Annotated in this window: 19 protein-coding genes; 4 read left to right on the top strand and 15 right to left on the bottom strand. The window is 62.3% G+C overall.

What is annotated here, in order from left to right:
- Positions 1–50: 50 nt before the first annotated feature.
- The 5 genes from ACXYMS_RS04740 to cysG all read right to left on the bottom strand — a co-directional run bounded on the left by ACXYMS_RS04740 (position 51) and on the right by cysG (position 5,821).
- Entirely contained in the window at positions 51–1,076 is a 1,026-nt protein-coding gene (locus tag ACXYMS_RS04740) for an NAD(P)/FAD-dependent oxidoreductase (protein WP_458904110.1), read from the bottom strand.
- A gap of 142 nt (positions 1,077–1,218) precedes the next feature.
- The gene (locus ACXYMS_RS04735) at positions 1,219–2,493 is read right to left on the bottom strand and encodes a phosphoadenylyl-sulfate reductase (protein ID WP_458904108.1); all 1,275 of its coding nucleotides are present in this window, start codon (positions 2,491–2,493) and stop codon (positions 1,219–1,221) included.
- Positions 2,480–4,138, bottom strand: coding sequence for a nitrite/sulfite reductase (locus tag ACXYMS_RS04730; RefSeq protein ID WP_458904107.1), 1,659 nt, complete (start codon positions 4,136–4,138; stop codon positions 2,480–2,482). Before ACXYMS_RS04730 ends, ACXYMS_RS04735 begins: the two co-directional genes overlap by 14 nt.
- Positions 4,125–4,448 (bottom strand): DUF2849 domain-containing protein, encoded by a 324-nt coding sequence (locus ACXYMS_RS04725; protein WP_458904106.1) that lies wholly within the window; start codon positions 4,446–4,448, stop codon positions 4,125–4,127. The genes ACXYMS_RS04730 and ACXYMS_RS04725 overlap by 14 nt, the downstream gene beginning before the upstream one ends.
- 2 nt (positions 4,449–4,450) lie before the next feature.
- Entirely contained in the window at positions 4,451–5,821 is a 1,371-nt protein-coding gene (gene cysG, locus ACXYMS_RS04720) for a siroheme synthase CysG (RefSeq protein ID WP_458904104.1), read from the bottom strand.
- A gap of 222 nt (positions 5,822–6,043) precedes the next feature.
- Between cysG and ACXYMS_RS04715 the strand changes: the two genes are divergently transcribed.
- Positions 6,044–6,496 (top strand): hypothetical protein, encoded by a 453-nt coding sequence (locus tag ACXYMS_RS04715; RefSeq protein WP_458904102.1) that lies wholly within the window; start codon positions 6,044–6,046, stop codon positions 6,494–6,496.
- Here the strand turns inward: ACXYMS_RS04715 and ACXYMS_RS04710 are convergent, their stop codons facing one another.
- The 6 genes from ACXYMS_RS04710 to ACXYMS_RS04685 all read right to left on the bottom strand — a co-directional run bounded on the left by ACXYMS_RS04710 (position 6,497) and on the right by ACXYMS_RS04685 (position 11,818).
- On the bottom strand, positions 6,497–6,817 hold the full coding sequence (locus ACXYMS_RS04710) for a 2Fe-2S iron-sulfur cluster-binding protein (protein ID WP_458904100.1): 321 nt from the start codon (positions 6,815–6,817) through the stop codon (positions 6,497–6,499).
- 22 nt (positions 6,818–6,839) lie between these two features.
- Positions 6,840–8,009 carry a class I SAM-dependent methyltransferase gene (locus tag ACXYMS_RS04705; protein ID WP_458904098.1) on the bottom strand — a complete coding sequence of 390 codons (1,170 nt, stop codon included), beginning with the start codon at positions 8,007–8,009 and terminating at the stop codon, positions 6,840–6,842.
- Positions 8,006–9,607: a peptide chain release factor 3 gene (locus tag ACXYMS_RS04700; RefSeq protein ID WP_458904096.1), complete on the bottom strand. Its 1,602-nt coding sequence runs from the start codon at positions 9,605–9,607 to the stop codon at positions 8,006–8,008. Before ACXYMS_RS04700 ends, ACXYMS_RS04705 begins: the two co-directional genes overlap by 4 nt.
- Positions 9,608–9,752: 145 nt before the next feature.
- Complete coding sequence (locus ACXYMS_RS04695; RefSeq protein ID WP_458904094.1) at positions 9,753–10,352, bottom strand: outer membrane protein; 600 nt, start codon at positions 10,350–10,352, stop codon at positions 9,753–9,755.
- A 78-nt stretch (positions 10,353–10,430) separates the two neighbouring features.
- A complete protein-coding gene (locus tag ACXYMS_RS04690; protein WP_458904092.1) occupies positions 10,431–11,225 on the bottom strand; it encodes a nucleotidyltransferase domain-containing protein in 795 nt (264 codons plus the stop codon).
- 203 nt (positions 11,226–11,428) lie between these two features.
- Positions 11,429–11,818: an Hpt domain-containing protein gene (locus tag ACXYMS_RS04685; RefSeq protein WP_458904090.1), complete on the bottom strand. Its 390-nt coding sequence runs from the start codon at positions 11,816–11,818 to the stop codon at positions 11,429–11,431.
- A 355-nt stretch (positions 11,819–12,173) separates the two neighbouring features.
- On the opposite strand from ACXYMS_RS04685, the gene ACXYMS_RS04680 reads away from it, so the two are divergent.
- Both ACXYMS_RS04680 and ACXYMS_RS04675 read left to right on the top strand, forming a co-directional pair.
- A complete protein-coding gene (locus tag ACXYMS_RS04680; RefSeq protein WP_458904088.1) occupies positions 12,174–17,486 on the top strand; it encodes an apolipoprotein A-IV repeat region-like domain-containing protein in 5,313 nt (1,770 codons plus the stop codon).
- A gap of 139 nt (positions 17,487–17,625) precedes the next feature.
- Positions 17,626–17,877: a hypothetical protein gene (locus ACXYMS_RS04675; protein WP_458904086.1), complete on the top strand. Its 252-nt coding sequence runs from the start codon at positions 17,626–17,628 to the stop codon at positions 17,875–17,877.
- 611 nt (positions 17,878–18,488) lie between these two features.
- On the opposite strand, the gene ACXYMS_RS04670 is transcribed toward ACXYMS_RS04675, so the two are convergent.
- The 4 genes from ACXYMS_RS04670 to acs form a co-directional block, all read right to left on the bottom strand.
- A complete protein-coding gene (locus tag ACXYMS_RS04670) occupies positions 18,489–19,688 on the bottom strand; it encodes an MFS transporter (RefSeq protein WP_458904085.1) in 1,200 nt (399 codons plus the stop codon).
- A gap of 135 nt (positions 19,689–19,823) precedes the next feature.
- Positions 19,824–20,624, bottom strand: coding sequence for a UDP-2,3-diacylglucosamine diphosphatase (locus tag ACXYMS_RS04665; protein WP_458904083.1), 801 nt, complete (start codon positions 20,622–20,624; stop codon positions 19,824–19,826).
- A gap of 91 nt (positions 20,625–20,715) precedes the next feature.
- Entirely contained in the window at positions 20,716–21,798 is a 1,083-nt protein-coding gene (locus ACXYMS_RS04660; protein ID WP_458904081.1) for a glycoside hydrolase family 3 N-terminal domain-containing protein, read from the bottom strand.
- Positions 21,799–21,968: 170 nt separating this feature from the next.
- The gene (gene acs / locus ACXYMS_RS04655) at positions 21,969–23,918 is read right to left on the bottom strand and encodes an acetate--CoA ligase (RefSeq protein WP_458904079.1); all 1,950 of its coding nucleotides are present in this window, start codon (positions 23,916–23,918) and stop codon (positions 21,969–21,971) included.
- Between the two features lie 194 nt (positions 23,919–24,112).
- Here acs and ACXYMS_RS04650 point away from each other — a divergent pair, with 194 nt between their 5' ends.
- Positions 24,113–24,676: a hypothetical protein gene (locus ACXYMS_RS04650; protein WP_458904077.1), complete on the top strand. Its 564-nt coding sequence runs from the start codon at positions 24,113–24,115 to the stop codon at positions 24,674–24,676.
- The last annotated feature ends 1 nt before the right edge of the window (position 24,677 follow it).

The following is a 24,677-nucleotide window of genomic DNA, read 5'->3' as shown; positions in this document are numbered from 1 at the left end:
CTCCATCTCCACCGGCTGCATCCCGGTGACATTCCGTGGATTGTAAAGCGCTAAGCGACACCCAGCTTCTTTTGCAGCTTGGTGGAGCTGGTGGTGTACTGGAACACCACGCGCTCGCCCGGCGAGACAATTGCCTTGGCCGCCTGGGCCATCAGCGCGGCCTCATGGAAGCCCGAAAGGATTAGCTTGAGCTTGCCGGGGTAATAGTTGATGTCGCCAATGGCGAAGATGCCCGGCACCGAGGTCTGGAACTTCTCGGTATCGACCACGATGGTATTGTCATTGAGTTCCAGGCCCCAATCGGCCACCGGCCCCAGCTTCATGGTGAGGCCGAAGAACGGCAGCAGCCGCGTCGCCGGAATGGACAGGTCGCCTGCTTCGGTAGTCAGGTGCACATGGTCGATCTGGCCGTCCTTGCCGTCGAGCTTGGCAATCTGCCCGAGCTGGAAATTGACCTTCCCGTCAGCCACCAGCTCCTTCATCTTGTTCACCGAAGCCGGCGCCGCCTTGAAGGCATCGCGGCGGTGCACCAGCGTCAGCGTCCGCACGATCGGCTGCAGGTTGAGGGTCCAATCGAGCGCCGAGTCGCCGCCGCCCACGATCACCACGTCCTGCCCGCGGAAGTCTTCCATCTTCCGCACGGCGTAGAATACCGAAGTGTTCTCGAATTCCTCGATGCCCGGCACCGGTGGGCGCTTGGGCTGGAACGAGCCGCCACCAGCGGCAATCACCACGACCTTGGTGAAAAAGGTCTCATCCGCGTCGGTCTGCAGCTTGAACGAGCCGTCCTCCAGTTTCTCGATGGAATTGACCATGCGCGAGAAGTGGAATTCGGGCGAGAACGGCGCAATCTGCGCCATCAAATTGTCGGTCAGCTGCTGGCCGGTCACCACCGGGAAGGCGGGAATGTCATAGATCGGCTTTTCCGGATAGAGCTCGGCGCACTGCCCACCGGGGCGATCCAGAATGTCGATGAAATGGCATTTTATGTCGAGCAGCCCGAGTTCGAAGGCCGCGAACAGCCCGCAAGGGCCCGCGCCAATAACGACAACATCGGTGGTGATCTCAGTGCTCATTTCATCTGTGTCCAAGCTGACCGGGGACGCCCTGACTGCCTCGGTGTCATTCCCGCAATGGCGGGACGTTCTGTTTAGGGATACCGGACACGCGCTTAAGCACGGCGTCCGGCGGTAATATGATCGAGGCGCTCCACTTACCTCAGGAGACGCGGCGAAGGAAGGGACGCGTGCCCAAGGGAATTTCCGTGACCCCCACGGGCTGGTAGAACAGCGCCATGTCCGGCAAGCGGTTTTCGACCAAGGCTTCGCGCGTCGGCTCATGGGTCACCACCAGAGCGTTGAAGCCACAGCGCTGCATATGCGGAATCTGGTCCTGCAAAACGTCGCCCAAGGCCCTGATTTCGCCCGCATATTTGAACCGCTCGACCAGGAGCCGCGCACTTGAATAGCCCCGCCCATCGGTAAAGGCCGGGAACTTGATGGCGACCGAGGCAAAGCGCGACAGATCGTCGGCCACGTCCTCGACCTTGTCGCCGGGCGACACAAGCAGCCCCAGCGGATGCGGGCTGGCGAGATAGTCCGCCCGGTTGGCAAGGAATTCGCTGACCGGCACATGAACATAGCGCGCCTCCGAAGGGCTGGTCCCTTCGGCCCATGCCTTGAACGGGTCGGCAATGAAGGCCCCATCTTTCCACAGGGTATGGCGGGCGGCAGCGGTCATCGGCGAGGCAATGGCTCCGTTGAAGTCATAATGGATGCCGCATTCCTTCTTGTTGAGGCCGCGCCACCGGCCGGCACGCGGGTCCTCGCCCTCGGCAACAATCGAGGTGCAGGGGGCGCAGCCAATGGATTTGTAGCCTTTGGCATAGAGCGGGTGCTCGGGCAAGCGATGAGCCTGCCGATATTCAATGACATCGGCATCGGAGAAATAGGCCAGCGGATTGACCTTGATGCGATCGTCGCTGGTCAATTCGAAATGCGGCAACACCCCGCGCTCGCTGGTCTGGTAGCGCTTGCGGCCGGTGACCCAGCCACCATATTGCTCGGTGATCGGCTCCAGCGGCTCCGTCTTGCGGATGTGGCAGCACGAATCCGGGTCTGTTTCCCAAAGGTCGCCATTGGGATCGAAGCGCTTCACGTCATCAGCATTGGGATGAATGGTGTGAACATTGTGCAGCCCTAGTGTCGTCCTGAGGGTTTCGACATAGTCCAGTGTTTCCGGGAAATGCTTGCCGGTTTCGAGAAAATACACCGGCAGCGACGGATCGGCCTGCGCCACCATGTGCAGGAGCACAGCCGAGTCAGCGCCAAAAGACGAGACAATGGCCAGATCGCCCGGCAGCACGTCGCTGATGGCGTAGCGCAGCACGCTGACAGCATCCATTTCATCGAACATGCCGTTGAGAGCGAGAATACCGAGCGCCCGCAGCTTGTCGTTGGCGGCCGGAACGGGCACCAGATTAGGCTGTGCCATACAGCGCCTCCTTGAACGGCGCTTCGCCGAGCCGCCGATAGGCGTCGAGGAAGGATTCATCCGTGCCGGTCCGCTGGGCGATGTAGAAATCCACCAGCTTTTCGATGGCGCCCGGCACCTGGTCGGCCTCGAAGCCCGGCCCGATGATCTTGCCCACCGAGGCGCCCTCGGTAGCGTCGCCACCCAGCGTAATCTGGTAGAGCTCGCCGCCCTTCTTCTCAACGCCCAGAATGCCGATATGGCCCACATGGTGATGGCCGCAGGCATTGATGCAGCCGGATATCTTGATCTTGAGATCGCCGATGTCCTTCTGCCGCTCGGGCGCAGCGAAGGTCTTGGAGATTTCTTGCGCGATGGGTATCGAGCGCGCATTGGCCAGGGCACAGAAATCGAGGCCAGGGCAGCAGATCATGTCGGTGATCAGGTTATTGTTGCCCTCGGCCAGTTCATTGGCCACCAGCACGTCATAGACGGCGCGCAGGTCCGAGACTGCGACATGGGGCAGAACCAGGTTCTGCTCATGGGTCACGCGCAGCTCGTCATAGGAGTATTTTTCGGCCAGGTCCGCGACCACATCGATCTGAGTGTCGGTCGCGTCACCCGGAGCACCGCCGATGGGCTTCAGGGAAATCGTCACCGAAGCATAGCCCGGCTGCTTGTGTGGATGCAGGTTGTTGTCGAGCCAGCGCCCATAGGCTGGGTCGATGATCGACTGATAGGCGACATCGATTGTGTCGCTCGAGCGGTCGGCAAAATCCGGCGGCGCGAAATAGGCACTGATCCTGTCGAGCTCTTCCTGCGGCAGCGTCAGCACACCACCACGCACTTCGGCGAATTCGGCCTCGACCTGACCCTTGATGCTCTCAAGACCTTCCTCGTGAACGAGAATCTTGATGCGCGCCTTGTACTTGTTGTCCCGGCGGCCATAGCGATTGTAAACGCGCATGATGGATTCAAGATAGGCCAGCAGGTGCTCATTGGGCACAAACGCATTGATCAGCTTGGCGATCATCGGCGTGCGCCCGAGGCCACCGCCGACCCAGACTTCCCAGCCGATTTCGCCGGCACCGTTCACCGCCGCCTGCAACCCGATATCGTGGAAGCGGATGGCAGCCCGGTCGTTGGGCGAGCCGGTCATGGCAATCTTGAATTTGCGCGGAAGATACGAAAATTCGGGATGGAGGCTCGACCACTGGCGGATGATCTCGGCCACGGGCCGCGGATCGATGATCTCATCGGCAGCAGCACCGGCAAACTGGTCGGTGGTGACATTTCGGATGCAATTGCCCGAGGTCTGGATCGCGTGCATCTCGACACTGGCCAACTCCTCCAGGATCACCGGAATGTCCTTGAGCTTGGGCCAGTTGAACTGGATGTTCTGCCGCGTCGTGAAATGCCCGTAGCCACGGTCATAGGTCCGCGCGATATGAGCGAGCTTGCGCATCTGGCGCGAACTCAGCGTACCATAGGGCACGGCGATGCGCAGCATATAGGCGTGAAGCTGCAGGTAGAGCCCGTTCATCAGCCGCAGCGGCCGGAACTGGTCCTCGGAAAGCTCGCCCGAAAGGCGGCGCTTCACCTGATCTGAAAACTGCGCCGTGCGACCCGCTACGAAAGCGGCGTCGAATTCGTCATATCGATACATGCCCGTCTTCACCTAAGTGCTGGCGATCATACGCCTGCCCGTTGAGAGTGAGGGGAGCGGTGGGGCCCGCCGCCCTGATGCGTTCGCGCAGGCGCTTGGGCACAATCATTCCCTCGACCTGCTCGACTTCTTCGATTTCAAGGCTGATGACCCGTCCCGTCGCCTTGGTCGCGGCCAGCGCGCCATCGCGCTCGGCCTGTTCGTCCTTGGCAAACAGCCGCGCTGCCTGCAGGTCTTCTATCCAGTTGCCGCTTGCATCCAGATAAACGGTGGCGCCGGAAGTCAGCTCATTGCCCGTCAGGATTTCCATCGTCACGCTACCTTGAAATTATGTGCAGCCGCTGCAGCGGCCTCGGTCCAGTCGCCTTGGGCCACGGCCCGCCCGACAAGAATGACGGCGGGACCATCAACGAATTCGACCGCGCCATTCGCCAGCGCGCCCAACGTGCCCGCATAGGCGGTGCTGTCCGAACGGCCGGAATTCACCACGATGCCTATGGGCAGATCCGCGGCGGCGCCATGCGCCATCAAACGGCCAGCGACCTGGGCAGCGATGGCCTTGCCCATATAAAGCGCCAGAGTCAGGCCGGACTGCGACAAAGCCGCCCAATGCGTCAGATCGCTGTCATCGGCGCCATGCGCCGTGGCCACCACGAAGCCGCTCGACACCTTGCGCAGCGTAACCGGCGTCGCCGTATCGGCAGCGGCCGCCAAGGCAGCGCTCACACCCGGCACGACCTGATAGGCAATACCCGCCTTGCGCAAAGCAGCGATTTCTTCGCCAGCGCGCCCGAAGATCATCGGATCGCCCGACTTCAGCCGCGCCACCTTCTTGCCCTCGCCGGCCAGCCGCACGATCAGCGTATTGATCTGCGCCTGCGAAAACGAATGATGGCCCCGCGCCTTGCCCACGCAGATCTGCTCGGCATCGCGACGGCCCATCTCCACCACCGCGGCGGGCACCAGCTGGTCGTGCACGATCACATCGGCCTGCTGCAACAGCCGCTGCGCTCGCAGCGTCAGCAGGTCCTCGGCACCAGGGCCGGCCCCGATCAGCCACACCACGCCCTGCCTCGAACCTGTGGAGGCATGATCAAACAACAGCGCCTCAGCCGCGCCGGCGTCCATTCCGGGGCGCGTGACAAGGTCCTCATAGAACCGCCGCCGCGCCGCACCGTCGTGAATCAGGCTTTCAACCCTGCCCCGCAAACCACCGGCGAGACTCGCAATTTTTCCGATTCCCGGCGCCAGCAGCGCCTCGATCTGCGCCCGAACCAGCCGCGCCAGCACCGGCGCATCGCCCTCGGTCGAAATCGCCACCGTCAGCGGCGCGCGATCAACGATGGAGGGCGTGTAGAAATCGCACTGGTCCGGCACGTCGACCACATTGAGCGGAATACCCAGCCGCCGCGCCTCGGCCTTGGCCAACTCCGCGTCCGCCCCCTCTTCGGCCACAAACACCAGCGCCGCCCCGGCAATGTCCTCGGGGCGAATTGCACGCGCATGTACTGCCGCGGGAAACGCAGAAAAATCGGCAACGACCTGCCGGGAATAAATCTCTACCGATGCAGTCGTCTTAGAAGCCAATCGAACCTTGTTGAGGGCCTCGTCGGTGCCACCGACGATGACAATGCGTTTGCCCTTGACCTTGAAGCTCAACGGAAATGTGTTGAGAAGTCCCATTGTCGTCCTGTTGGTGAGATGAGGGAAAATAATCCAATTCGGCCCTGTCCAACAAGACCTTGAAAATCAATAGCTTTTATATTTCCCTTCCAGCGCCGCCCGTGGAAACCGCAGCGCCGCACGGGCCCTTCCCCGCCAAATGAATCTTTCGCGGCGCCTCGGATAGAATAATTTGCCTACATCTATCCCGCGTCCGCTGCCGTCATCACAAAGGCCATGGCAATGCCCGCACACACAACCAGCCTCATCGGAACCGCCCTCTTTCTCCTGGCGCTCGGCTCAACCACCGCCATGGCCCTCACCCCGCTGGCGCGTCCAACAGGCCATCCGGATATCGCCTTGGGCCAGTCCGCGCCCTTCGTCGGCGCATGGTCTGTGACCCTGCCGACCATGGAAGTGACCGAGCCCAGCACCGGTCTCGCCATCTGCGCCTTGCCGGTGCGCATCCAGGCAGCCGATGATCGGCATATCTTCTATCTGGGACCCAGGGAAACCGAACCGGATGCCGCCATCGCACTGGTCGCTTCGGATGACGGAACCGAATGGGAGCCGATTGCCGGCGGCCCGGCCTTTTTCGCCATCTGGATCAACCCCGACAGCTTCTACCTCTATGACGCCATGGCTGACGGCGACCCGGACTGGGGCCAGCCCTATATCTACGATCGCTGTCCCTGATCAGCCCTGCCGGCTGGGGACATGCACCACCAGCCCATCGAGCGCATCACGCACCTTGATCTGGCAGGACAGGCGACTCGAATCTTTCACGTCGAAGGCAAAGTCGAGCATGTCCTCTTCCATCATCGAGGGGCCCCCAACAACCTCGCGCCAGGCCTCGTCCACATAGACATGGCAGGTGGCGCAGGTGCAGGCGCCGCCACACTCGGCCACGATCCCCGGCACCGCGTTCATGATCGCGGTTTCCATCACCGTGGAGCCGTTCTGCCCTTCGGTTTCAATCCGTTCGCCATCATTGGTGACATAGGTGATCTTGGTCATGGGGAGCCTGTAACTATTCCGATCAGAGGCCGAGCAGGCCCTCGAGATAATGCTTGTCGATACCGAACAGTGTCTTGACCGCCGCCACCCGGTCAAGCGCCGCCTGGCGAGAACCCGCATTGCCCTTTTGCGCGACGATAAGATTGTTTTTCGGCGTATGTGCGTCCGAGACGAACTCGAACACTTTCGTACGATAGCCGCTGGCCTCCAGCAGCAGTGACCGCAACCCGTCGGTCACCATCTCGGCCTGCTTTTCCATGAAGGTGCCGTGCCGCAGCAGGAAATCGAGCCGCGCGTCGGCACTGCCGCTGGTCATCTCACGGCGGATTTGCTTGTGGCAGCAGGGCGCCACCGCAATCAGCGCCGCCCCCGACTTGATGCCCTGGTAGATCGCGTCGTCCGTCGCCGTGTCGCAGGCATGGAGCGCAATCACTGCATCGGCGCCAGAGGCGTCATAGTCGAGGATGGAACCGGTTTCGAAGCGCAGGCTGGCAAATCCGCTCTTCCGCGCCAGCGCATTGCCGTCCGCCACCAGCTTGTCCCGCAGCTCGACCCCGATGATCTCGGCACCTTTCCCTTGCCCGACAAGGTGATCGTAAAGCGCGAAATCAAGGTAGCCCTTGCCCGCACCCATATCCACGATGCGCGGATTCTCTGCCTTAAGCGCTTGAATCAGCGGGGCAAAGATTTCCACCATCTTGTTGATCTGGCGGAACTTGTCCTGAGACGCCGCCAGCACCGCGCCGTCCTTGCCGGTTATGCCAAGCGCGTGCAGCCACACGGCCGAAGTGTCTGACAGTGGCCGCTTTTTAACCCGATCATGGCTGGCTTCGACCGCTTCACGGCCCGTCACTTCGGTGCGCTTCAACCGCAGCTTGTCGTTCTGCCGCTCGAACTGCAGGTCAAATCCCGTGGTCTCCAGGCGCGCGCTGCGATAGCCGGACGCCAACCCCTTCTCGAGAAAGCCGATAGCGTCCTCCAGGGTGACATTCTTCGTGATGTCAGTGGTCTTGTAGCGGAACACGAAGCTCAGCCGTTCGCCGGCCTTGATGCTGACCCGCCGCGCCTCGACCGATTTGAGATCGGCTTCCTCGCCATGATAGCCACCCAGTTTCAGCCGGGTCAGCGAGCCGTCGTTGAACGTCTCCGCCACGGCGGCCGTGAATTCGGCAATACGGTCGGGGGCGCTCAATGGCGTTCCTTGGTTGTCAGGAACCGGATTTTCGGCCAGTCCTGCTTGGCCCTGTCCGCCCACCACGCGTTCTGCGCCAGGAACACCGGCGCCTCGCTCCGGTCCTCGGCCATATTGACCTTCTGCGCGGCGATGAAGCGCTTCAATTCCTCCGGATCATCACTCTCGACCCAGCGCGCCACCTCGAAACCCATGCTCTCGAAAGTGATCGGCACGCCATATTCCTTGGCGACGCGCGCCGACAGCACTTCGAGCTGCAACTGGCCCACCACGCCCACGATCCAGTCCGAGCCCATCATGCGGCGGAACACTTGGGTAACGCCCTCTTCGGCCAGGTCCGACAGCGCCTTGGCCATCTGCTTGGTCTTCATATGGTCGACCAGCCGCACCCGGCGGATGATTTCCGGCGCGAAGTTCGGAATGCCGGTCACATTGATATTGGCGCCCTCGGTCAGCGTATCGCCCACCGACAACGTCCCGTGATTGGGAATGCCGACAATGTCGCCTGCCACGGCCTCTTCGGCCAGTTCGCGATTATTGCCGAAGAAGAACATCGGGTTGGAAACCGCCATGTCCTTGCCAGAACGCACATTCTTGAGCCGCATGCCGCGCTGGAACGTGCCCGAGCACAGCCGTACAAAGGCAATGCGGTCGCGATGGTTGGCGTCCATGTTCGCCTGCACCTTGAACACGAAGCCGGTGACCTTCTTGTCCGAAGGCGGAATAGGCGCCGGAAGCGCCGGCTGCGGCCGCGGTTCCGGGCCCCAGTCACCCAGCGTGCGCAACAGTTCGGCCACCGACACACCCTTGAGCGCCGAGCCGAACAGCACCGGGCTCAGATGTCCCTCGTGGAAGGTCTTGAGATCGAAGGGGGGCAGCATCGACTGCGCCATTTCCAGCGTTTCAAGCGCAGTCATGAACACCGGGTTGTCGACCAGTTCATCGACCGCCAGCAAATCTTCGAGCTGCTCGTAATCGGCAATCGTCTTGCCCTGCGGGTTGAGCACGCGCTTTTCGACCAGGTCGATATAGCCGCCGAAATCCACGCCCTGCCCAATCGGCCACAATACCGGCGTCACGTCGAGCGCCAGCTTGCCCTGGATCTCGTCGATCAGTTCGAGTGGGCTGAGGCCCTCGCGATCAACCTTGTTGATGAAGGTGATGATGGGAATGTCGCGCAGGCGGCAGACTTCGAACAGTTTGAGCGTCTGGCTTTCGATACCCTTGGCGGCGTCGATCACCATGATGGCGGCGTCCACCGCCGTCAGCGTACGATAGGTATCCTCGGAAAAGTCCGAGTGCCCCGGCGTATCGAGCAGATTCAGCGTCAACCCGTCATAGTCGAAAGTCATCACCGATGAGGTTATGGAAATGCCGCGCTGCTGCTCCATTTCCATCCAGTCCGACCGGGTCGAACGGGCGCCGGCCTTGCCGCGCACCATGCCGGCCTGCTGGATCGCTCCGGCAGCCGCGAGCAGCCGCTCGGTCAGCGTCGTCTTGCCCGCGTCCGGGTGCGAGATGATCGCGAAGGTGCGGCGCAGGCGATAGGGGTCGGTGGCGGGCCGGGGCGAAACCTCGGCAACATCGGTCAGGGACATGGAAACTGCTGGAGTGTGCGGCCGATGCGACATGCAGGGCGGCCCGATTTCATCTGGCCGCTCTATAAGCGAAACACCGCTATGCGGTCAAACCGCGCGCACCGGCAGGCAGTCACGACCAAGCGACCGGCGCGTGCCCAGGCTTTCAGAAACGATAACCGATGCCCGCCCGCACTGCATGCGATGTCACGCCGGTTTCGCTTGGGTCCGCCCAGGCATTGGCCGAGCCCAACGCTGTATAGCGATACTCGGCACGGGCAAACCACGCATCGCTGAAGGCAACTTCGGCGCCCACGCCGGCCGTCCAGCCCAGACCACCGACCGCAGCACCGGCGAGGCCAGCTGTAGCATAGGCGTGGAAACTGTCGGTCGCATAACCAAGACGCGCACGCAGTGAGCCCTGGACATTGCAATACCAGTCCGGATGATCACAAGCGGCGGTCTGATCATAGCTATTCCACTCGACATCGGCTTCGGCACCCAGCACCAGCCCAGTGTCCTCCTGGAAGTTCACGCCGGCAAAGATGCCGCCGATGAGGCCGTAGCCCTCCAGAACCCCACCGCCACCAGGCAAATCGATCCGTGTCCGCTGCCCCCCGATTGTGGCCCCGAGATACTGGCCGGACCAGCCATAGCTAGGTGTTTCGCTGAAATCGGACCACTCATAGTCGGGCATGTACATGTCCGCGGCCATTGCTGGAGATATGGCGGCAATCAGGGCGAAACCAAGCAGCAATTTACGCATATCAACCTCCAGCGCTTTCACTGGACTGTCGGCGCTTATGCTTAATGTCCCCTTAAAATCGCTTGCGCGGAGAATACCTTACTCGATCAACTTTACACCAGGGACCGAATTGGCGTCGTCCCGCGATCTCTCCACACCCGTCACTTCGGACACGCGCCTGTAGCCGTCAAAGACCGCTCCGCCATGGCGGTAGAGTTCCTCGACGCATAGGGCCAGCAGCGCATCGCCATTGCCTCGAGTGGCCATCACCATGGCTACTTCCAGCCTGTCGGCCAGCGCTCCGTTGAAGGCGCGAAGGCGTCGCGGCATCCACTTTCCGGTGCCGGTCCAGCATCCTCGCCCCAGCAGCATCAGGTCGACCAGCTTGGGATAGACCGCCACCGCAATGGCAATCACCTCTTCCCGACTGCGATGGCCGCGCAAATCGTCGGCCAGGTCCGACACCAGATATCTGAGGGTTTCCAGCCGCTCATCATCCAGCACCGCAGGGCCGGCCGCCAGCATGGCGCGGGCCCGCGCCCGCAATGCCAGCGCGCCCTCAAGATGCCTCCCGACGATGCGCCCCTCGGCCACGAGGTTGATCATCACCGGTCGGCCCGAAACCACGTCTCGTTCGAGGTATACCGCCAGCGTCGTTGGGTCATGGACAAAGGCCTCAACCGGAAAGCCATCCGCCACAAAGGATTCCCGCCACCCACGCTCCAGGCTCGGATAGATCACGACAATATCGATGTCTGACGCGGTGGTGCCCTGCCCGCGCATGATCGAGCCAGCCACGAACGCAAAGCTGGCGTCTCGATATCGGGTTTCCAAGATCCCCGCGGCCACGGCCAGGGCCTGGTTCGCGATAAAGTCGGGAAGCATCTCGTGCATGGCGTGTCGCCCTTGATATGCAGGCCGGGCGGGCACAAAAAACCCCGCTCGTTTCCGGCGGGGTTGGTGTCGTCATCTCTGAAGAAAATCAGCTCATGCGATCCTGCGCCCCCGCAATGCGGTGGTGGTGGACATGGTGCGCATGGTCATCTTGGTATTCATGGGCCGAACCTAGACAGGCCGGCAGGACAGGTCAATGCCGCTCAGGCCTCTTCATTCGCCAGCATGCGGGCAATGAAGTTACGGACTTCCTCGACGGCCATACCCAGGTCCTCGATACGCTCGGGGGGCAGCGGCCGGCCCGCCTTGAGATCCTTTTCCAGCGCCGTGGCGAGGTCGGATACGCCCCAGGCACCAACGCCACCCGAGGCCCCCTTGATGGAATGGAGATTGATGGCCAGATCATCAAAGCTGGTGGCCAGCCTGAGGCGCTCGAAATACGTCGCGAGGGTCGTATCGAACATGCGCAGGATTTCCAGTTCGAGGTTCTCGTCGCCCAGGCACTGCTTGGCCAGGTGTACCAGATCCACCGGCCGCATCGGCCGCCCTTGGGTTTCGGGAAGCGCGTGCTCGACAATTGCTCTCTGCGCCATTCTGGCTTCTCCTGGCTCATTCAGGCACCCAAAACGAAGGGTCCCTGTGTGCAAGCTAAGGCCGAGGGCGTGAACAGGGGATTAAGCCACATCTTTGCCTTTGTTTGTCCGTCCATTCCTTAACGTTTCCCACCCAAAAATTAACCTTTGGGTAAGAAACCGTTCGGTTTGCATAAAATTGAATGTATGAATGAGCTTTGAACCAGCGCGCGGCGGCGAGGGTTGGGGGGACGATGCGGGGCATTTGCATCGAATTGTTCCGGTTTGGCGACCGGCCCGGAAAGGGCCATCCTGCCATGACTACTCGTAAAGTCCGCCGTGTTGCTGCATTGCCGACGCGAGAGTTGTAAAGAGTATGGCGAAAAACCCGACCCCCCAGAACGACCCGGCCGCATTGGCCTTCTCGGCTGTCGAGGATGCCCTCAAGGATTCCGTGTTCAATCTGGACGCGCCATCCCAACCCAGCCAGGAGAAGCGCTCGGACAGGAAGCCCGACGCCGCTCGCTCGGAGCGCCTGCGCGCTGCTGATCGTATTGCCCAGCAGGCCACCGCCGTCGCAAATGACGACCGCGTGTCCACGTCCAAGCTTCTTTATAGCCTCCAGGGGCGCTCCTCTTCAGCGCCGACCTGGCTGGCCCTGCTGCTTTCGCTTCTGTGGACTGCTGCCGTTGGCGTCGTCGCCTGGATGCGCTTCGGGCCGCAGATCGCCAATTTCGGCACCTTCATGAGCTCGATCGAATTCGTGGCGACACTCGCCATCATGGTGGTCCCCGTCCTGGGCTTTTTTGCCGTGGCAACCCTCTTCCGCCGCGCCGCCGACCTGCGCAACGCCGCCTCCTCCATTACCCAGGCTGCCATTCGCCTGGCCGAGCCCGAAGTCACAGCCGCCGACAAGGTTGCCTCGGTGGGTCAGGCCGTGCGCCGCGAGGTCAATGCCCTGGGCGATGGCCTCGAACGCGCCCTGTCGCGCGCCGGCGAACTCGAAGTGATGATCCACAACGAGGTCACCGCGCTGGAACGCACCTATTCGGACAATGAATCGCGCATGCGCGCGCTGATCGCCGAACTGGCCAGCCAGCGCGAAAGCGTGCTCACCAATACCGAGCGCGTGCGCGAGGCCATCACCGAAAGCCATACAGGCCTGGTCTTCGATCTCGACATGATCAGCCAGCGCATCGCCGGCACCATCGTGGAAAGCGGCGGTAACCTCACCCGCGCACTGGAAACCGCTGGCAATACCCTGACCACCGGCTTCTCCGAGCGCGCCGACGGCTTCGTCAGCCTCGTCGACAACCGCACCACCGATTTCCTCACCGCGCTTGACGAAAGCACGGGCAGGCTTTCGATCAGCTTTCAGGACAACGCCGACACGCTGGACAAAAGGCTGGATGCCCGTGCCAGCGAGATAAATTCCGGCATCGAAGACCGTATCGGCAAGCTCAGCCAGGCTCTTGACCACCACGCGGATAACATCGCCCTTGCGATGGAATCGCGCACCAATCAACTCGTGGACCGCACCGAGACACTGACCGGCACCTTCGAAGACCGTACAAACACAATTACCACGCTCATCGAGTCTCGCACCGGCGCACTTGCCAGCGTCCTCGACGAGCGGACGCAGGCCCTGTCAAACCTCCTGGCCGACGGCGGCACTAACCTGATCGACCAGTTGCGCGATCGCGGCTTGGAAGTCAGCGAGGCCCTCCAATCCATCGGCGCCCGCGTTTCCGGCGACATTTCGAGCCGCACCTCGGAAGCCGAATTCCTGCTGGCCACCCTCAGCCGCCAACTCGACGAATCCGTCTCCATCCAGCTCAACGCGCTGGACAGCCGGCTGCAATCCGCCATCATCGAGATCAATGGCGCCCTGGACGACACGTCCGAACGTGCCCGTTTGACCCTTTCAACTGCCGGCAAGGATTCGCTGAGCCTCTTCGATACCCGCCTGACCGAAATCACCGGTCTTCTCGATGACAAGCTGCATGCCCTCGACAATGTCATCGGCGACAAGGGCGATGAACTGGTGCAACGACTCGACAAGCAGGGGGTCAGCTTCGCCGCCCGGGCCAATGTGCTCGAACTGGCGCTCAACGAGGAATCGGGCCGCTTTGACGATATCGTCTCCGAGCGCACCCGCGAAATGAGCGAAGTGATCGGCGCTAAAACCAAGGCCATCACCGAGACCCTCACCAACCGCACGCAGGAAATCTCCGACAGCCTGGATGGTCGGGCTGAACAGCTCAGCGAGACGCTCGAAAGCCGCACTGGCCAGCTCGACCAAATTCTCTCGGCCCGCACCGGCGAGCTGGAAGAAGCCCTGGCCAACCGCAGCGCACAGCTGGGCGGAATTTTGTCCACCCGCACCGGCGAGCTGGAAGAAACCTTGGCCAGCCGCAGTGCTCAGCTTGGCGGAATTTTGTCCACCCGCACCGGCGAGCTGGAAGAAACCTTGGCCAGCCGCAGTGCTCAGCTTGGCGAAGCCATTCGCCTGCGCTCCCAGGAACTGGGCGATACGCTCCTGACCGGCTCGCAGACCTTCGACCAGGCCATTGCCGGCCGCACCCAGCGCCTTGCCGAGACCATTTCCGAGCGCACCAATGCGCTCTCGCTCGAACTGGAAACCCGCACCGGCGATTTCGCCAGCCAGATCGACGAACGCACCATTACCCTCGTCGACAAGCTCGACGAGCGGACCCAGGAAATGGCCGGCGCCGTCAATACCCGCACCCAGCAGCTTTCCGAAGCCCTGGCCGGACGCACCCAGGCCCTTTCGGACACCCTGGCGACCCACACCGCCTCCATGGGCGAAACCCTGGGCCTGCACACCAGCGAACTGGCCGATACGCTCGACCAGCACAGCGCCAGGGCCGTCCAGAGCATCGAGGGCTCGCTTCGCCAGGTCTCGACCAGTATGGAAGCCCGCCTCGATGATCTTTCTGAACGGGTTGCAGGCAAGGTCAGCGAAGTCAACACCACGCTGGGCGCCGGCCTGGACGATGCCATCATTCGCATTTCCGATGCCGAGGCCGGTGTCGCCGCGCGCATCGAAAGCGCCAGCGCCACCGTGGGCGACAGCGCCCGCCAGGCTGCAGAAATCATCGAGACCGGCGTCAATTCCGCCCGCAAGGCCATTGCCGACATGGTCGACCAGCGCCTGGGCACCCTGCCCGAGGCCATCACCGCCCGCGCCGACATTACCGCCGAGCGCCTGGCCGCGCTCAACGCTTCGATCAGCACCTCGATCACCCAGTCCATGGCCGATCTCGAAGCCGGTGCCGACCGTATCGAGGAAACCATCGCCACCCGCATCACCGCGGCCACCGGTGCGATCTCGGCTGACGTGGAAAACACCGCCAACCGCATGGACATGGCCGTGCGCGGCGCGCTCGAGCAAATCCGCCTCGCCGCCACCAATATCGATGAACTCGTCTCCGTGAAGGCCGTCGGCGCCGCCGACGCCATCGAGACCCGCCTCGACACCATCAACCGCACGGTGGAACAGCAAACCAGCCACTTCGCCGATCTGGTCAGCACCAAGTCGGACGAGCTCGAAAACGCGCTGGCCAGCCACGGCAATCTCCTGCGCGACGCCCTCACTGGCAATGCCAGGGAAGCCGAGGAGATCATGTCGGTCTCCACCTCGCGCATCCTCGGCGATGTCACCAACGCGCTCAACAAGCTCAACGATTCCAACCTGTTGCTGCAGCGCGTGCTCGATGCTTCCACCGCCAATCTGGCGAGCCTGGAAACCAGCGTTGCCCAGCAGACCGCCAGCTATTCCAACACCATGCGCGAAGCCATGGGCCAGACCGAGCAGGCCGGCACCATGGTCACCCAGCATGTGGGCGCCCTGCAGAACACCATCCGCGGCATGGTCGAGCAGTTCTCGTCCATTCTGGGGCGCCTCGACGTTGAAGCGGCTGGCCTCAACCAGGCCGCCCAGACGCTCGACGCCTCGAGCTCAACCGCGCTCGAAAACCTCGAGGATCGCCGTGGCGCCATGGATGCGCTGGCGCATAGCTTCGCCTCCCGCGCTGACGACATCGATGGCCGTATGCGCCTCTTCGCCCAGACCATTGCCGACACCGTCAACGATACCGAACGCCGCCTAATCGGCGCCCGCCGCGCAATGGACGAGGCACTCAACGCCACGGCCCATACCGTGACGGACACCTTGAGCCAGACCACGACCACGGTGACCCAGGCGCTCGAGCAGAACGCCAACAGCGTCAACGACGCGCTCTATGCCACCAATGAGCGCTTCTCCAACGCGCTCAGCACCAATGTCTCGCAGATGGACAACGCGGTGCAACGCGCCGCCGAGGCCGCTGCCGCGGCCCTCAACCAGACCTCGCAATCGGTGCGTATGGCCCTCAGCGAACAGTCCAGCCAGGTCAATTCGGCTCTCGAAGACACTGCCGGACGCGTCAATTCGGCCCTCGAGGACACTGCCGGACGCGTCAACTCGGCCCTGGAGGACAATGCCAATCGCGTCAGCGACGTGCTGTCCTCGACGGCGGGCAGCGTCACCGACGTCCTCACCTCCACCACCAGCACGCTGGCCGACACGATTTCGGACTCGACCAGTTCGGTTCGCAATGCCATTGCCTCCAATACAGGCCAGCTGCGCCGCGCACTCGACGAAACCAGTGGCGAAGTCACCGGCAAGCTGGGCGAGTTCCACGAGACCGCGGACGCCGAAGGCCGCCGCGCCAACCAGGCTCTGCAGGAAGCCCAGCAGCGCATGGTCATCGAGATGCAGCGCGCCATCGAGGAAGCCACCCAGCGCTTCAACGACACCGCCCGCGCCATGCGCGAGACGGCTCGCGAAGTGGGCAGCGAACTCGAATCCACCCGCGCCGAACTGGCGCGCGGCGTCAATGAACTGCCCGAGGAAACCCGCGCCAGCGCCGCCGCCATGCGTCGCGTCGTGGCCGAGCAGATCGAGGCCCTCAGCGAACTCAACGCCATCGTGCGTTCGCAGCCGGCCAGCCACGACCTCACCGATCGTCGGGCCCCCCAGCGCGCCCCGCGCCAGGTGGAAACCCGACAGGTGGAAGCCCGCCAGCCTGAGCCCCCGGCCTACCAGCCGCCACGCCAGCCCGAGCCCGCGCGCCAGACCTATCGCCCCGAGCCGGCCCGCCAGACCCTGGTCGACCCGATCCGCTCCAGCACCGTCATCGAGCAGCCGGCGCCCGCCGCTGCCCCTGCCCCTGCCCCTGCCCCGGCACCCGCACCGGCTCCCCTCCAGGCCCCCGAAGGCGAAGGCGGCGGCTGGCTGCGCGACGTGCTGCGCAATGCCTCGGCCAAGCAGGCCGGTGGTCCCGCACCGCAGGCCCTCTCCGGCCTCAGTGAGGAAATCGCCCGCTCCATCGACGACGCGGCTCTGGGCGAAGCCTGGGCCCGCTACCAGGCTGGCGAAAGCAATGTCTTCACCCGCCGCATCTATACGCTCACCGGCCAGGGCACCTATGACGAAGTGCGCAAGCGCATCCAGCGCGACGCCGAATTCGCCAAGACAGCGCAAGCCTATATGAGCGAGTTCGAGCAACTGCTGAAGCGCGCCGCCGCCGGCCCCAACCCGGCCGCCGAAACCCGCGAATACCTGCTTTCGGACAAGGGCAAGGTCTACACCACCCTCGCCCACGCGAGCGGCCGGCTGAACTGATCGGCTGAGCAATGAATGCAAAAAGGCCCCGGAGCAATCCGGGGCCTCGTTGTTTGTCAGGGGCAGAAATGGGGTGGGTTGCGGACTGGCGGGTTTCAGGCAGAATTGACGCCAAGCAGAAGTAGGCGGGGTTGTAGAAGTGAGTCGTACCCTTTTTGGCGTTGTGCTGGTGCTACTAATCCTGTCCATCGCAATCACGAGTATGCTTGGATACTTGACGGCATCCCTTTTCATCCGCGTTGGCGAAATCTGTCCGGATTTCTTTGACTGCGAAGATGCGACAAGTGCCGCCTGGATATTCGCGGCGCTTACTGTGCCCGCCGCCATTGTTTCGGGCGTGCTGACGTGGGTCTTGAAGAAGCTGGCGCGGCCAAGCCAAATTGACAGATGAGTTTGTCCGCTTTGGAGCCGAACTTCGCATAGCGCCAACGACCGCATCGGGGTCGGAAGCCGCCAATCTTGCTTTTTGCCAGTTCGCTACCACACCCACCGCGCGTCACCCTCGGGCTTGACCCGAGGGGTCTGTACTTTCTGAGCAAACACCTCCATCCGGCCTCCCCTTGAAGTAGGGGGAGTGCATCGAGTTTGACACGGTATCAGCAAGAACCACCGCGCTACTCCTCCCCCTATCAGGGGGAGGCTGGGTGGGGGTATCCCTTCAAAGTGCGCCTGTCGGAAAAAAAATAATCCCCGGTCCCAAAACCTCCCCCATACTCCCCCCATCACTCCCGCGCGGACGGACTGCAGCGAACTTTGCGGGGGGAGCCGGGCGCAATTGGGTCGCTCCAGTTGCGCGATTAGGAAGCGGTCACCCTGCGACGAGCGTTCAATGGGGACCGAGTCCTCTGCGAAAAACCGGCGTCCCGAGGCGGCGACGTCTCTATATTCATTAGCTTTACTGAGACGCACGCGCCTCGGGACACGTCCAATCTCACAACCGGAGGCTTCCACGCCGACCGGCGCTGCGTTACGCCCCGACAATGCCGGCCACCCGCAATACCCCTACCCCACCAGCGACTTGGGTGGACGCATCTTCAGCGACAGCAGCACGCAGCCAACGGCTAGTAGCGAGGTGACGGTCGAATAGAAGAACGCATAGGCGGCAAAGTGCTCGACCAGCACGCCGAACACGATCAGCGCCGTCATCGCCATCGCCATGTTGAGCATATTGGCAAAGCCCTGCGCCTCGGCCGCATTGGCCTCATTGGTCCAGTTGGCGATGAAGTGCACCACGCCGAAATAGCCCAGGCCAAAACTGAAGGCATGCAGCAATTGCGTCATGAACAGCACTTCGACGGGCGGGTTGAAGGCCATGATGGTGAAGCGGACGAGGCCCGCGATGGCCCCGGCCAGGATCATGTTACGGGCAGTGACCCGCCCCCCGAACCGCCGCCACGCAAACATCAGCACCGCCTCGCCCACAGCGGCAAAGCCGAGGAGAGGTCCAAGGAAATAGCTCGGAATACCATTTTCGTGCCAGAGCAGCGCGCCAAAACTGCCGATGATCGCATTGGACGAGTTGACCAGCGCAAAGGCCAGCAGAGGCAGCACGAACCAGGGCTGCAAGGCATCGCGCAACCGGCTGGGCGGGGCCACGACATCGGCCGCGGCGTCGGCCAGCGTTACCTGTGGCGCCGGAGCGCGGAAGCGCGGCAGGAGATAGGCGAGCCCAGCCCGCGCCACGACCATGATCACATAGAGCGTCACGAAAGCCTCGGAGCCCAGCGTATTGAGAAACAAGCCCAGCCCGCCCGCACCAAACACATAGCCTACCGTGGCCCAGGCGCGGATGACCCCGAAATCGGTGCCATTGCGGCGCGTCATGCGCACGGTTGCCGCATCGATCACCGGCGCCACCAGCCCATTGCTGGTGGCGCACAGCGCCCAGACCAGCAATATGCCCCAGAACTCGGAGGCGAAATAAAGCGGCAGCGGCGCCAGCGCCGACAATATGGAAATGACGATCAGCGCCGAACGCCAGTCATCTGCCTTGTCGGCGACCCGCCCCACGATCATATTCAGCAGCAGCAGGCACAGGGTCGGCAGCGCGTTGATGATGCCGATCTGGTCGGCGGGGATGCCATGCTCGCTCAGCCAGATCCCGAGGAAGACAGAAGCGACACCGCCGGGCAGATAGACGGTAAACTGATAAATGGACGCGCGCAGCTCGGGCGAATCCCAGCGCGAAAAGGCCGACGGCATGGAAAAGGACTCCCGGCGCGAGGAAATTGCGCCGCGTTTCCTCCAGTGACTCGGAAGCGCCCCCGAGGCAAGAGGCAATTGCGCCTGCAGGACCGCTTTTGCCCGCAGAGCCTAGCAACGTTACAGATTGGCAATTTATTGCCCCGAAACGCGACGCAATTTCAGCTTCCGGGCTTCCCCGGTCACCATTTCGGTCCACTTGATCAGCTCGAATGCGCCATCGTGCGTTTCGGCAATGGCCGTGCAGCTTTCCACCCAGTCGCCGGTATTGATGTACTGGATGCCCAGCCGGTCATGGATGTCGGCAAAATGGATATGGCCGCAGATCACCCCATCGACGCCGGACTCCTTGGCTTCATGCACCAGTGCCTCCTCGAAGCGCCCGATCACCGACACGGCATTCTTGACCTTCTGCTTGGCCCAGGCGCTGAGCGACCAGTATTGCAGCCCCAGCCGCCGCCGCACCCAGTTGATGGCGATATTGACGCGCAACGCCGCGTTATAGGCCCAGTCCCCCACATGGGCGAGCCACTTGGCATTCATCACCACCACGTCGAACTGGTCGCCATGGATGACCAGATAGGTCTTGCCGGTCGCCGAGGTGTGGATGGTACGGTCCACGAGCTCGATCTCGCCGAAATAGGTGCCCAGATATTCGCGCAGGAACTCGTCATGATTGCCCGGCAGATAGACGATGCGGGTGCCGGCAGCGGCCTTGTCGAGCATGATCTGGATCAGCTCGTTATATTGCGCGGGCCAGTGCCATTGCTTGGCCAGTCGCCAGCCATCGACAATGTCGCCGACCAGATAGATGGTCTCGGCCTCGTGCTGGCGCAGGAAATCGGTGAGTTGTGCGCAGCGGATCGGCTTCATGCCCAAATGGACGTCGGACAGGAACAGCGCCCGAACGCGCCGGATCTCGCGGTCTTCCGACATCAGCCTTGGGCCTCCTGGTCACGGGCACGCATCCTACAGGCCAGGACTGGCTCTGGAAACATCGGCGAGGAGAAAGCCGGGGAAAGCCGCATCAGTCGAGCCGCGCCTTCAGTGCAACAATGCGGCCATAACTCTCTTGAATTCGCGCTGCAAAAGCCGGATCGGCCTCGGCTTCGGTCAGCAGGATATCCAGCACCTCGCTGGCCAGCCCCGGGCTATAGTCCGCCGTGTTGGAAAACAGCAATACGTCCATGCCGGCGCGGACCGCCTGGACAACCGTCTCTTCGAGCGTGAAATGGTCGCGGATGGCGCCCATCTCAAGATCATCACTGATGACCACGCCGTCGAAACCCAGCTCACCGCGCAGCACGCCGTTGATCCAGCGCGGCGATAGCGACGACGGGGTCTGGCCATCATCGTCGGCATAATCGGCATGGTAGAGATGGCCCACCATCACCATGTCGGCCAGACCCTGCTTGATCAGCACCTCGTAGGGCCGCAACTCGTCGGGCGACCAGGTCCTGGTGATATCGACAAATCCTTCATGGCTGTCGGCCGTGGAGGAGCCGTGCCCAGGAAAATGCTTGAGCGCAGTTACGAGGCCCGCAGCATGATGAGCCGCGATGAAGGCCGCGTCATAGGCGATGACCGTGTCTGGATCGGCCGAAAAGGACCGGCCAAAGCGCGCGATGATCTGGTTGTCCTGATTGGTGTTGAGATCGGCCACCGGACCGAAATTGACCGAAAATCCCTCTCTGGCAATGCCCGCTGCCATGCGGGCGTAGATCGCCTCGGCCTCCTCCGGACCATTGTTGGCGGCCAGTGTGGCGGCGTTGGCAATCTCGGTAAAACCAACATCTTTGGTCAGCCGCTCCACAGCCCCACCCTCCTGGTCGAGCGTGATGAACGGCGGCAGGTCAGAGGCAGCAGCGCGGAACACGGCATTCATCTCGCGCACATTGGCAAGGCTCGAGACGTTCTTCCTGAGATACATCACCCCGCCCAGCCGCCCGGCAGCAATATCCTCCGTCACTGCACCGACACCGGCATCACTGGCGCCATCACCCTCGAAACCAACAATAATCATCTGTCCCGCCATCTGCTCGAGCGTGGCAGCCGAGGCGGCGGGAGACAGGACGAGCAGGGCGAACAATGCAAGAAAAGAACGCAGCAAACGAGGCCACCGGATTGTGAATCGGGAGTGGCACATTGCCCAGCAAACGGCGGCAAGACAATGGTCCCGCGATCGATTAGGGCGCAGCCGGGACCGCCATCAAGAGAAGGTGTTTCAACAGGCCAAGACAGGGCGGGGCCAAACAGGACCCCGCCCAAATGTCGATCCGTTCAGGCCGGCTTGTTCTGCCGATTGGCGATCAGGTCGTCGACCACCGTAGGGTCCGCCAGTGTTGATGTATCGCCCAGCGAGCCAAAATCGTTCTCAGCGACCTTGCGCAGAATGCGGCGCATGATCTTGCCCGAACGGGTCTTGGGCAGGCCTGGCGCCCACTGGATGAAGTCGGGTGACGCAATCGGTCCGATTTCCTTGCGCACCCAATTGCGCAGCTCGACCCGCAGTTCGTCGCTGCTGCTCTCACCTGCCATCAGGGTGACATAGCAATAGATGCCCTGCCCCTTGAGATCATGCGGGAACCCGACGACTGCCGCTTCCGAGACCTTGGGATGGGCAACCAGAGCGCTTTCCACTTCGGCAGTGCCGAGACGGTGACCCGAGACATTGAGCACGTCGTCGACGCGACCCGTGATCCAGTAATAGCCATCCTCATCGCGACGACAGCCGTCGCCGGTGAAGTAATTGCCCTTGTAGGTTTCGAAATAGGTCGAGACAAAGCGCTCGTGGTCGCCCCAGATGGTGCGTGCTTGCGCCGGCCAACTGTCCTTGATCACCATGACGCCCTCGGCCTTGGTCTGCTCCTGCAGCTTGCCTTCGGGCGAGAGAATTTCAGGCTGGATGCCAAAGAAAGGCTTGGTCGCTGAACCCGGCTTGGTGGCGATGGCGCCGGGGAATGGCGCGATCATGTGGCCGCCAGTTTCGGTCTGCCACCAAGCATCGACAATGGTGCAGCGCTCCTTGCCGACATGCTTGTTATACCAGAGCCAGGCTTCGGGATTGATCGGCTCACCCACCGTGCCGAGCAGGCGCAACGTCGGCATGTCATGCTTGTCGACGAAGTCGGCGCCAGCCCCCATCAGCGACCGGATGGCCGTGGGTGCGGTATGGAAGATGTTGACCTTGTGCTTTTCCACCACCTGCCAGAAGCGGCTGGCGTCGGGCCAGGTCGGAATGCCTTCGAACATCAGCGTGGTGGCGCCATTGGCGAGCGGACCATAGACGATATAGGTGTGGCCGGTGATCCAGCCGACGTCGGCGGTGCACCAGAACACTTCGCCATCGCGATAGTCGAAGCTGAGCTGATGGGTCAGCGACCCATAGAGCAGATAGCCGCCGGTGGTGTGCAGCACGCCCTTGGGCTTGCCGGTGGAGCCGGAGGTATAAAGGATGAACAACGGATCTTCCGCATTCATCGGCTCGGGCGGGCAGTCGGCCTCGACCTTGACGGCCTCATCGGCATACCAGACGTCGCGGCCATCCTGCATGGCGACAGAATTGCCGGTGACCTTGACCACAATGACCCGCTCAACACCATCGACCTTGGTGAGCGCCTCGTCGACGTTCTTCTTGAGGGCAATGGTCTTGCCACCACGGCGGCCTTCATCGGCAGTGAGAATGATAGTGGAGCCGCAATCCTTGACGCGACCGGCGATGGAATCGGGCGAGAAACCGCCAAAGATAACCGAATGCACCGCGCCGATGCGCGAGCAGGCCAGCATGGCCACGGCGGTGTCGATGACCATGGGCATATAGATGGTGACGCGGTCGCCCTTGTTGACGCCATTGGCCTTGAGCACATTGGCGAAACGGCAAATCCGCTGGTGCAACTGCCGATAGGTCACCTTGTCGTCGGTGCCGGGAATATCGCCTTCCCAGACGATCGCCGTCTGGTCGCCGCGGGTTTCGAGGTGCCTGTCGATGCAATTGTAGGAAACATTGAGCACCCCGTCCTCGAACCATTTGATCGAGACATTGGGATATTCGAACGTGGTGTTCTTGATCGTCCTAGGAAACGTCACCCAATCGAGGCGTTTGGCCTGCTCAGCCCAGAACCCGTCAGGGTCCGTGATCGAGCGCTGATAAAGCGCGTCATACTGCTCGGCCGTGGTATGGGTGCGCGCGATCGCGGCCGCGCTTGGCTGGAATAAGAGCTGGTCGCTCATCGTCATCCTCCCTAGTCTCTCCCGAGAACCGTTCTAGAGACGCGCCCCCATGGCGGCAAGTGCTTGTGCCTGCGACTCAATAGGTTATTCGGGCAAGACCCAGTGCCGATGCGGCAGGGCACAGGGTGTTAACCGCAGCCAATTATGCTGTTGCAAGGGCGGCGCAGTGGACTGCCGCCGCAAGGAGCCGCCCCATGGCCGAAATGACCATCCGCGCCGCCACCCATGCGGACATCGATCTTGTCCATCGCGAGCTGAGCGATGTGATTCAGCAATCGCCGCACTACAACGACCGCTTCAAGCAGCACGAGACTGACCGGCTTAACAAGACATTCCTCAAGGGCCTGCTGGCTATTGACCCCTGGCACATCATGCTGATGTGTGCCGATGGTGTGCCGGGCGGCGCCATGGTCTCGGGCCCCGAATGCGGATCGCTTTTTCGCTATTGGAGCTGGGTGTTCCCCAGCCATCGCCAGACCAAGCTGGGCATGTTCGGCATGCGTGAATTCGATGCCCATTGGGACAATACGCGCTTTCATAAGGCCTACACCTTCGTGCGCCCCGAAAACGAGGTCGCGCGCATGCTGCTCAAGCGCTACGGCTACAAGGAAACGGCACTGCTCGAACAACACATTTTTGGCCAGGACTACCTGTTGATCGAGAAGTTTTACACCCGGCTCGACGTTGGCTATGACAGCGGCTATGTCGGCAGGCTGGGCCGGATCAAGAACCGGATCAGGGAATTGGTGGGCGCCTGAG

The sequence above is a fragment of the Devosia sp. CAU 1758 genome (assembly GCF_054482695.1).
Note: the sequence above shows the minus strand (reverse complement) of the source record. Positions and strands in the feature narration are given on the sequence as shown.

Excerpts from the sequence above, each read along its gene's own strand:
- ACXYMS_RS04740 (WP_458904110.1), bottom strand. The coding sequence starts at position 1,076 with ATGAGCACTGAGATCACCACCGATGTTGTCGTTATTGGCGCGGGCCCT.
- ACXYMS_RS04735 (WP_458904108.1), bottom strand. The coding sequence starts at position 2,493 with ATGGCACAGCCTAATCTGGTGCCCGTTCCGGCCGCCAACGACAAGCTG.
- ACXYMS_RS04730 (WP_458904107.1), bottom strand. The coding sequence starts at position 4,138 with ATGTATCGATATGACGAATTCGACGCCGCTTTCGTAGCGGGTCGCACG.
- ACXYMS_RS04725 (WP_458904106.1), bottom strand. The coding sequence starts at position 4,448 with ATGGAAATCCTGACGGGCAATGAGCTGACTTCCGGCGCCACCGTTTAT.
- cysG (WP_458904104.1), bottom strand. The coding sequence starts at position 5,821 with ATGGGACTTCTCAACACATTTCCGTTGAGCTTCAAGGTCAAGGGCAAA.
- ACXYMS_RS04715 (WP_458904102.1), top strand. The coding sequence starts at position 6,044 with ATGCCCGCACACACAACCAGCCTCATCGGAACCGCCCTCTTTCTCCTG.
- ACXYMS_RS04710 (WP_458904100.1), bottom strand. The coding sequence starts at position 6,817 with ATGACCAAGATCACCTATGTCACCAATGATGGCGAACGGATTGAAACC.
- ACXYMS_RS04700 (WP_458904096.1), bottom strand. The coding sequence starts at position 9,607 with ATGTCCCTGACCGATGTTGCCGAGGTTTCGCCCCGGCCCGCCACCGAC.
- ACXYMS_RS04695 (WP_458904094.1), bottom strand. The coding sequence starts at position 10,352 with ATGCGTAAATTGCTGCTTGGTTTCGCCCTGATTGCCGCCATATCTCCA.
- ACXYMS_RS04690 (WP_458904092.1), bottom strand. The coding sequence starts at position 11,225 with ATGCACGAGATGCTTCCCGACTTTATCGCGAACCAGGCCCTGGCCGTG.
- ACXYMS_RS04685 (WP_458904090.1), bottom strand. The coding sequence starts at position 11,818 with ATGGCGCAGAGAGCAATTGTCGAGCACGCGCTTCCCGAAACCCAAGGG.
- ACXYMS_RS04680 (WP_458904088.1), top strand. The coding sequence starts at position 12,174 with ATGGCGAAAAACCCGACCCCCCAGAACGACCCGGCCGCATTGGCCTTC.
- ACXYMS_RS04670 (WP_458904085.1), bottom strand. The coding sequence starts at position 19,688 with ATGCCGTCGGCCTTTTCGCGCTGGGATTCGCCCGAGCTGCGCGCGTCC.
- ACXYMS_RS04665 (WP_458904083.1), bottom strand. The coding sequence starts at position 20,624 with ATGTCGGAAGACCGCGAGATCCGGCGCGTTCGGGCGCTGTTCCTGTCC.
- acs (WP_458904079.1), bottom strand. The coding sequence starts at position 23,918 with ATGAGCGACCAGCTCTTATTCCAGCCAAGCGCGGCCGCGATCGCGCGC.
- ACXYMS_RS04650 (WP_458904077.1), top strand. The coding sequence starts at position 24,113 with ATGGCCGAAATGACCATCCGCGCCGCCACCCATGCGGACATCGATCTT.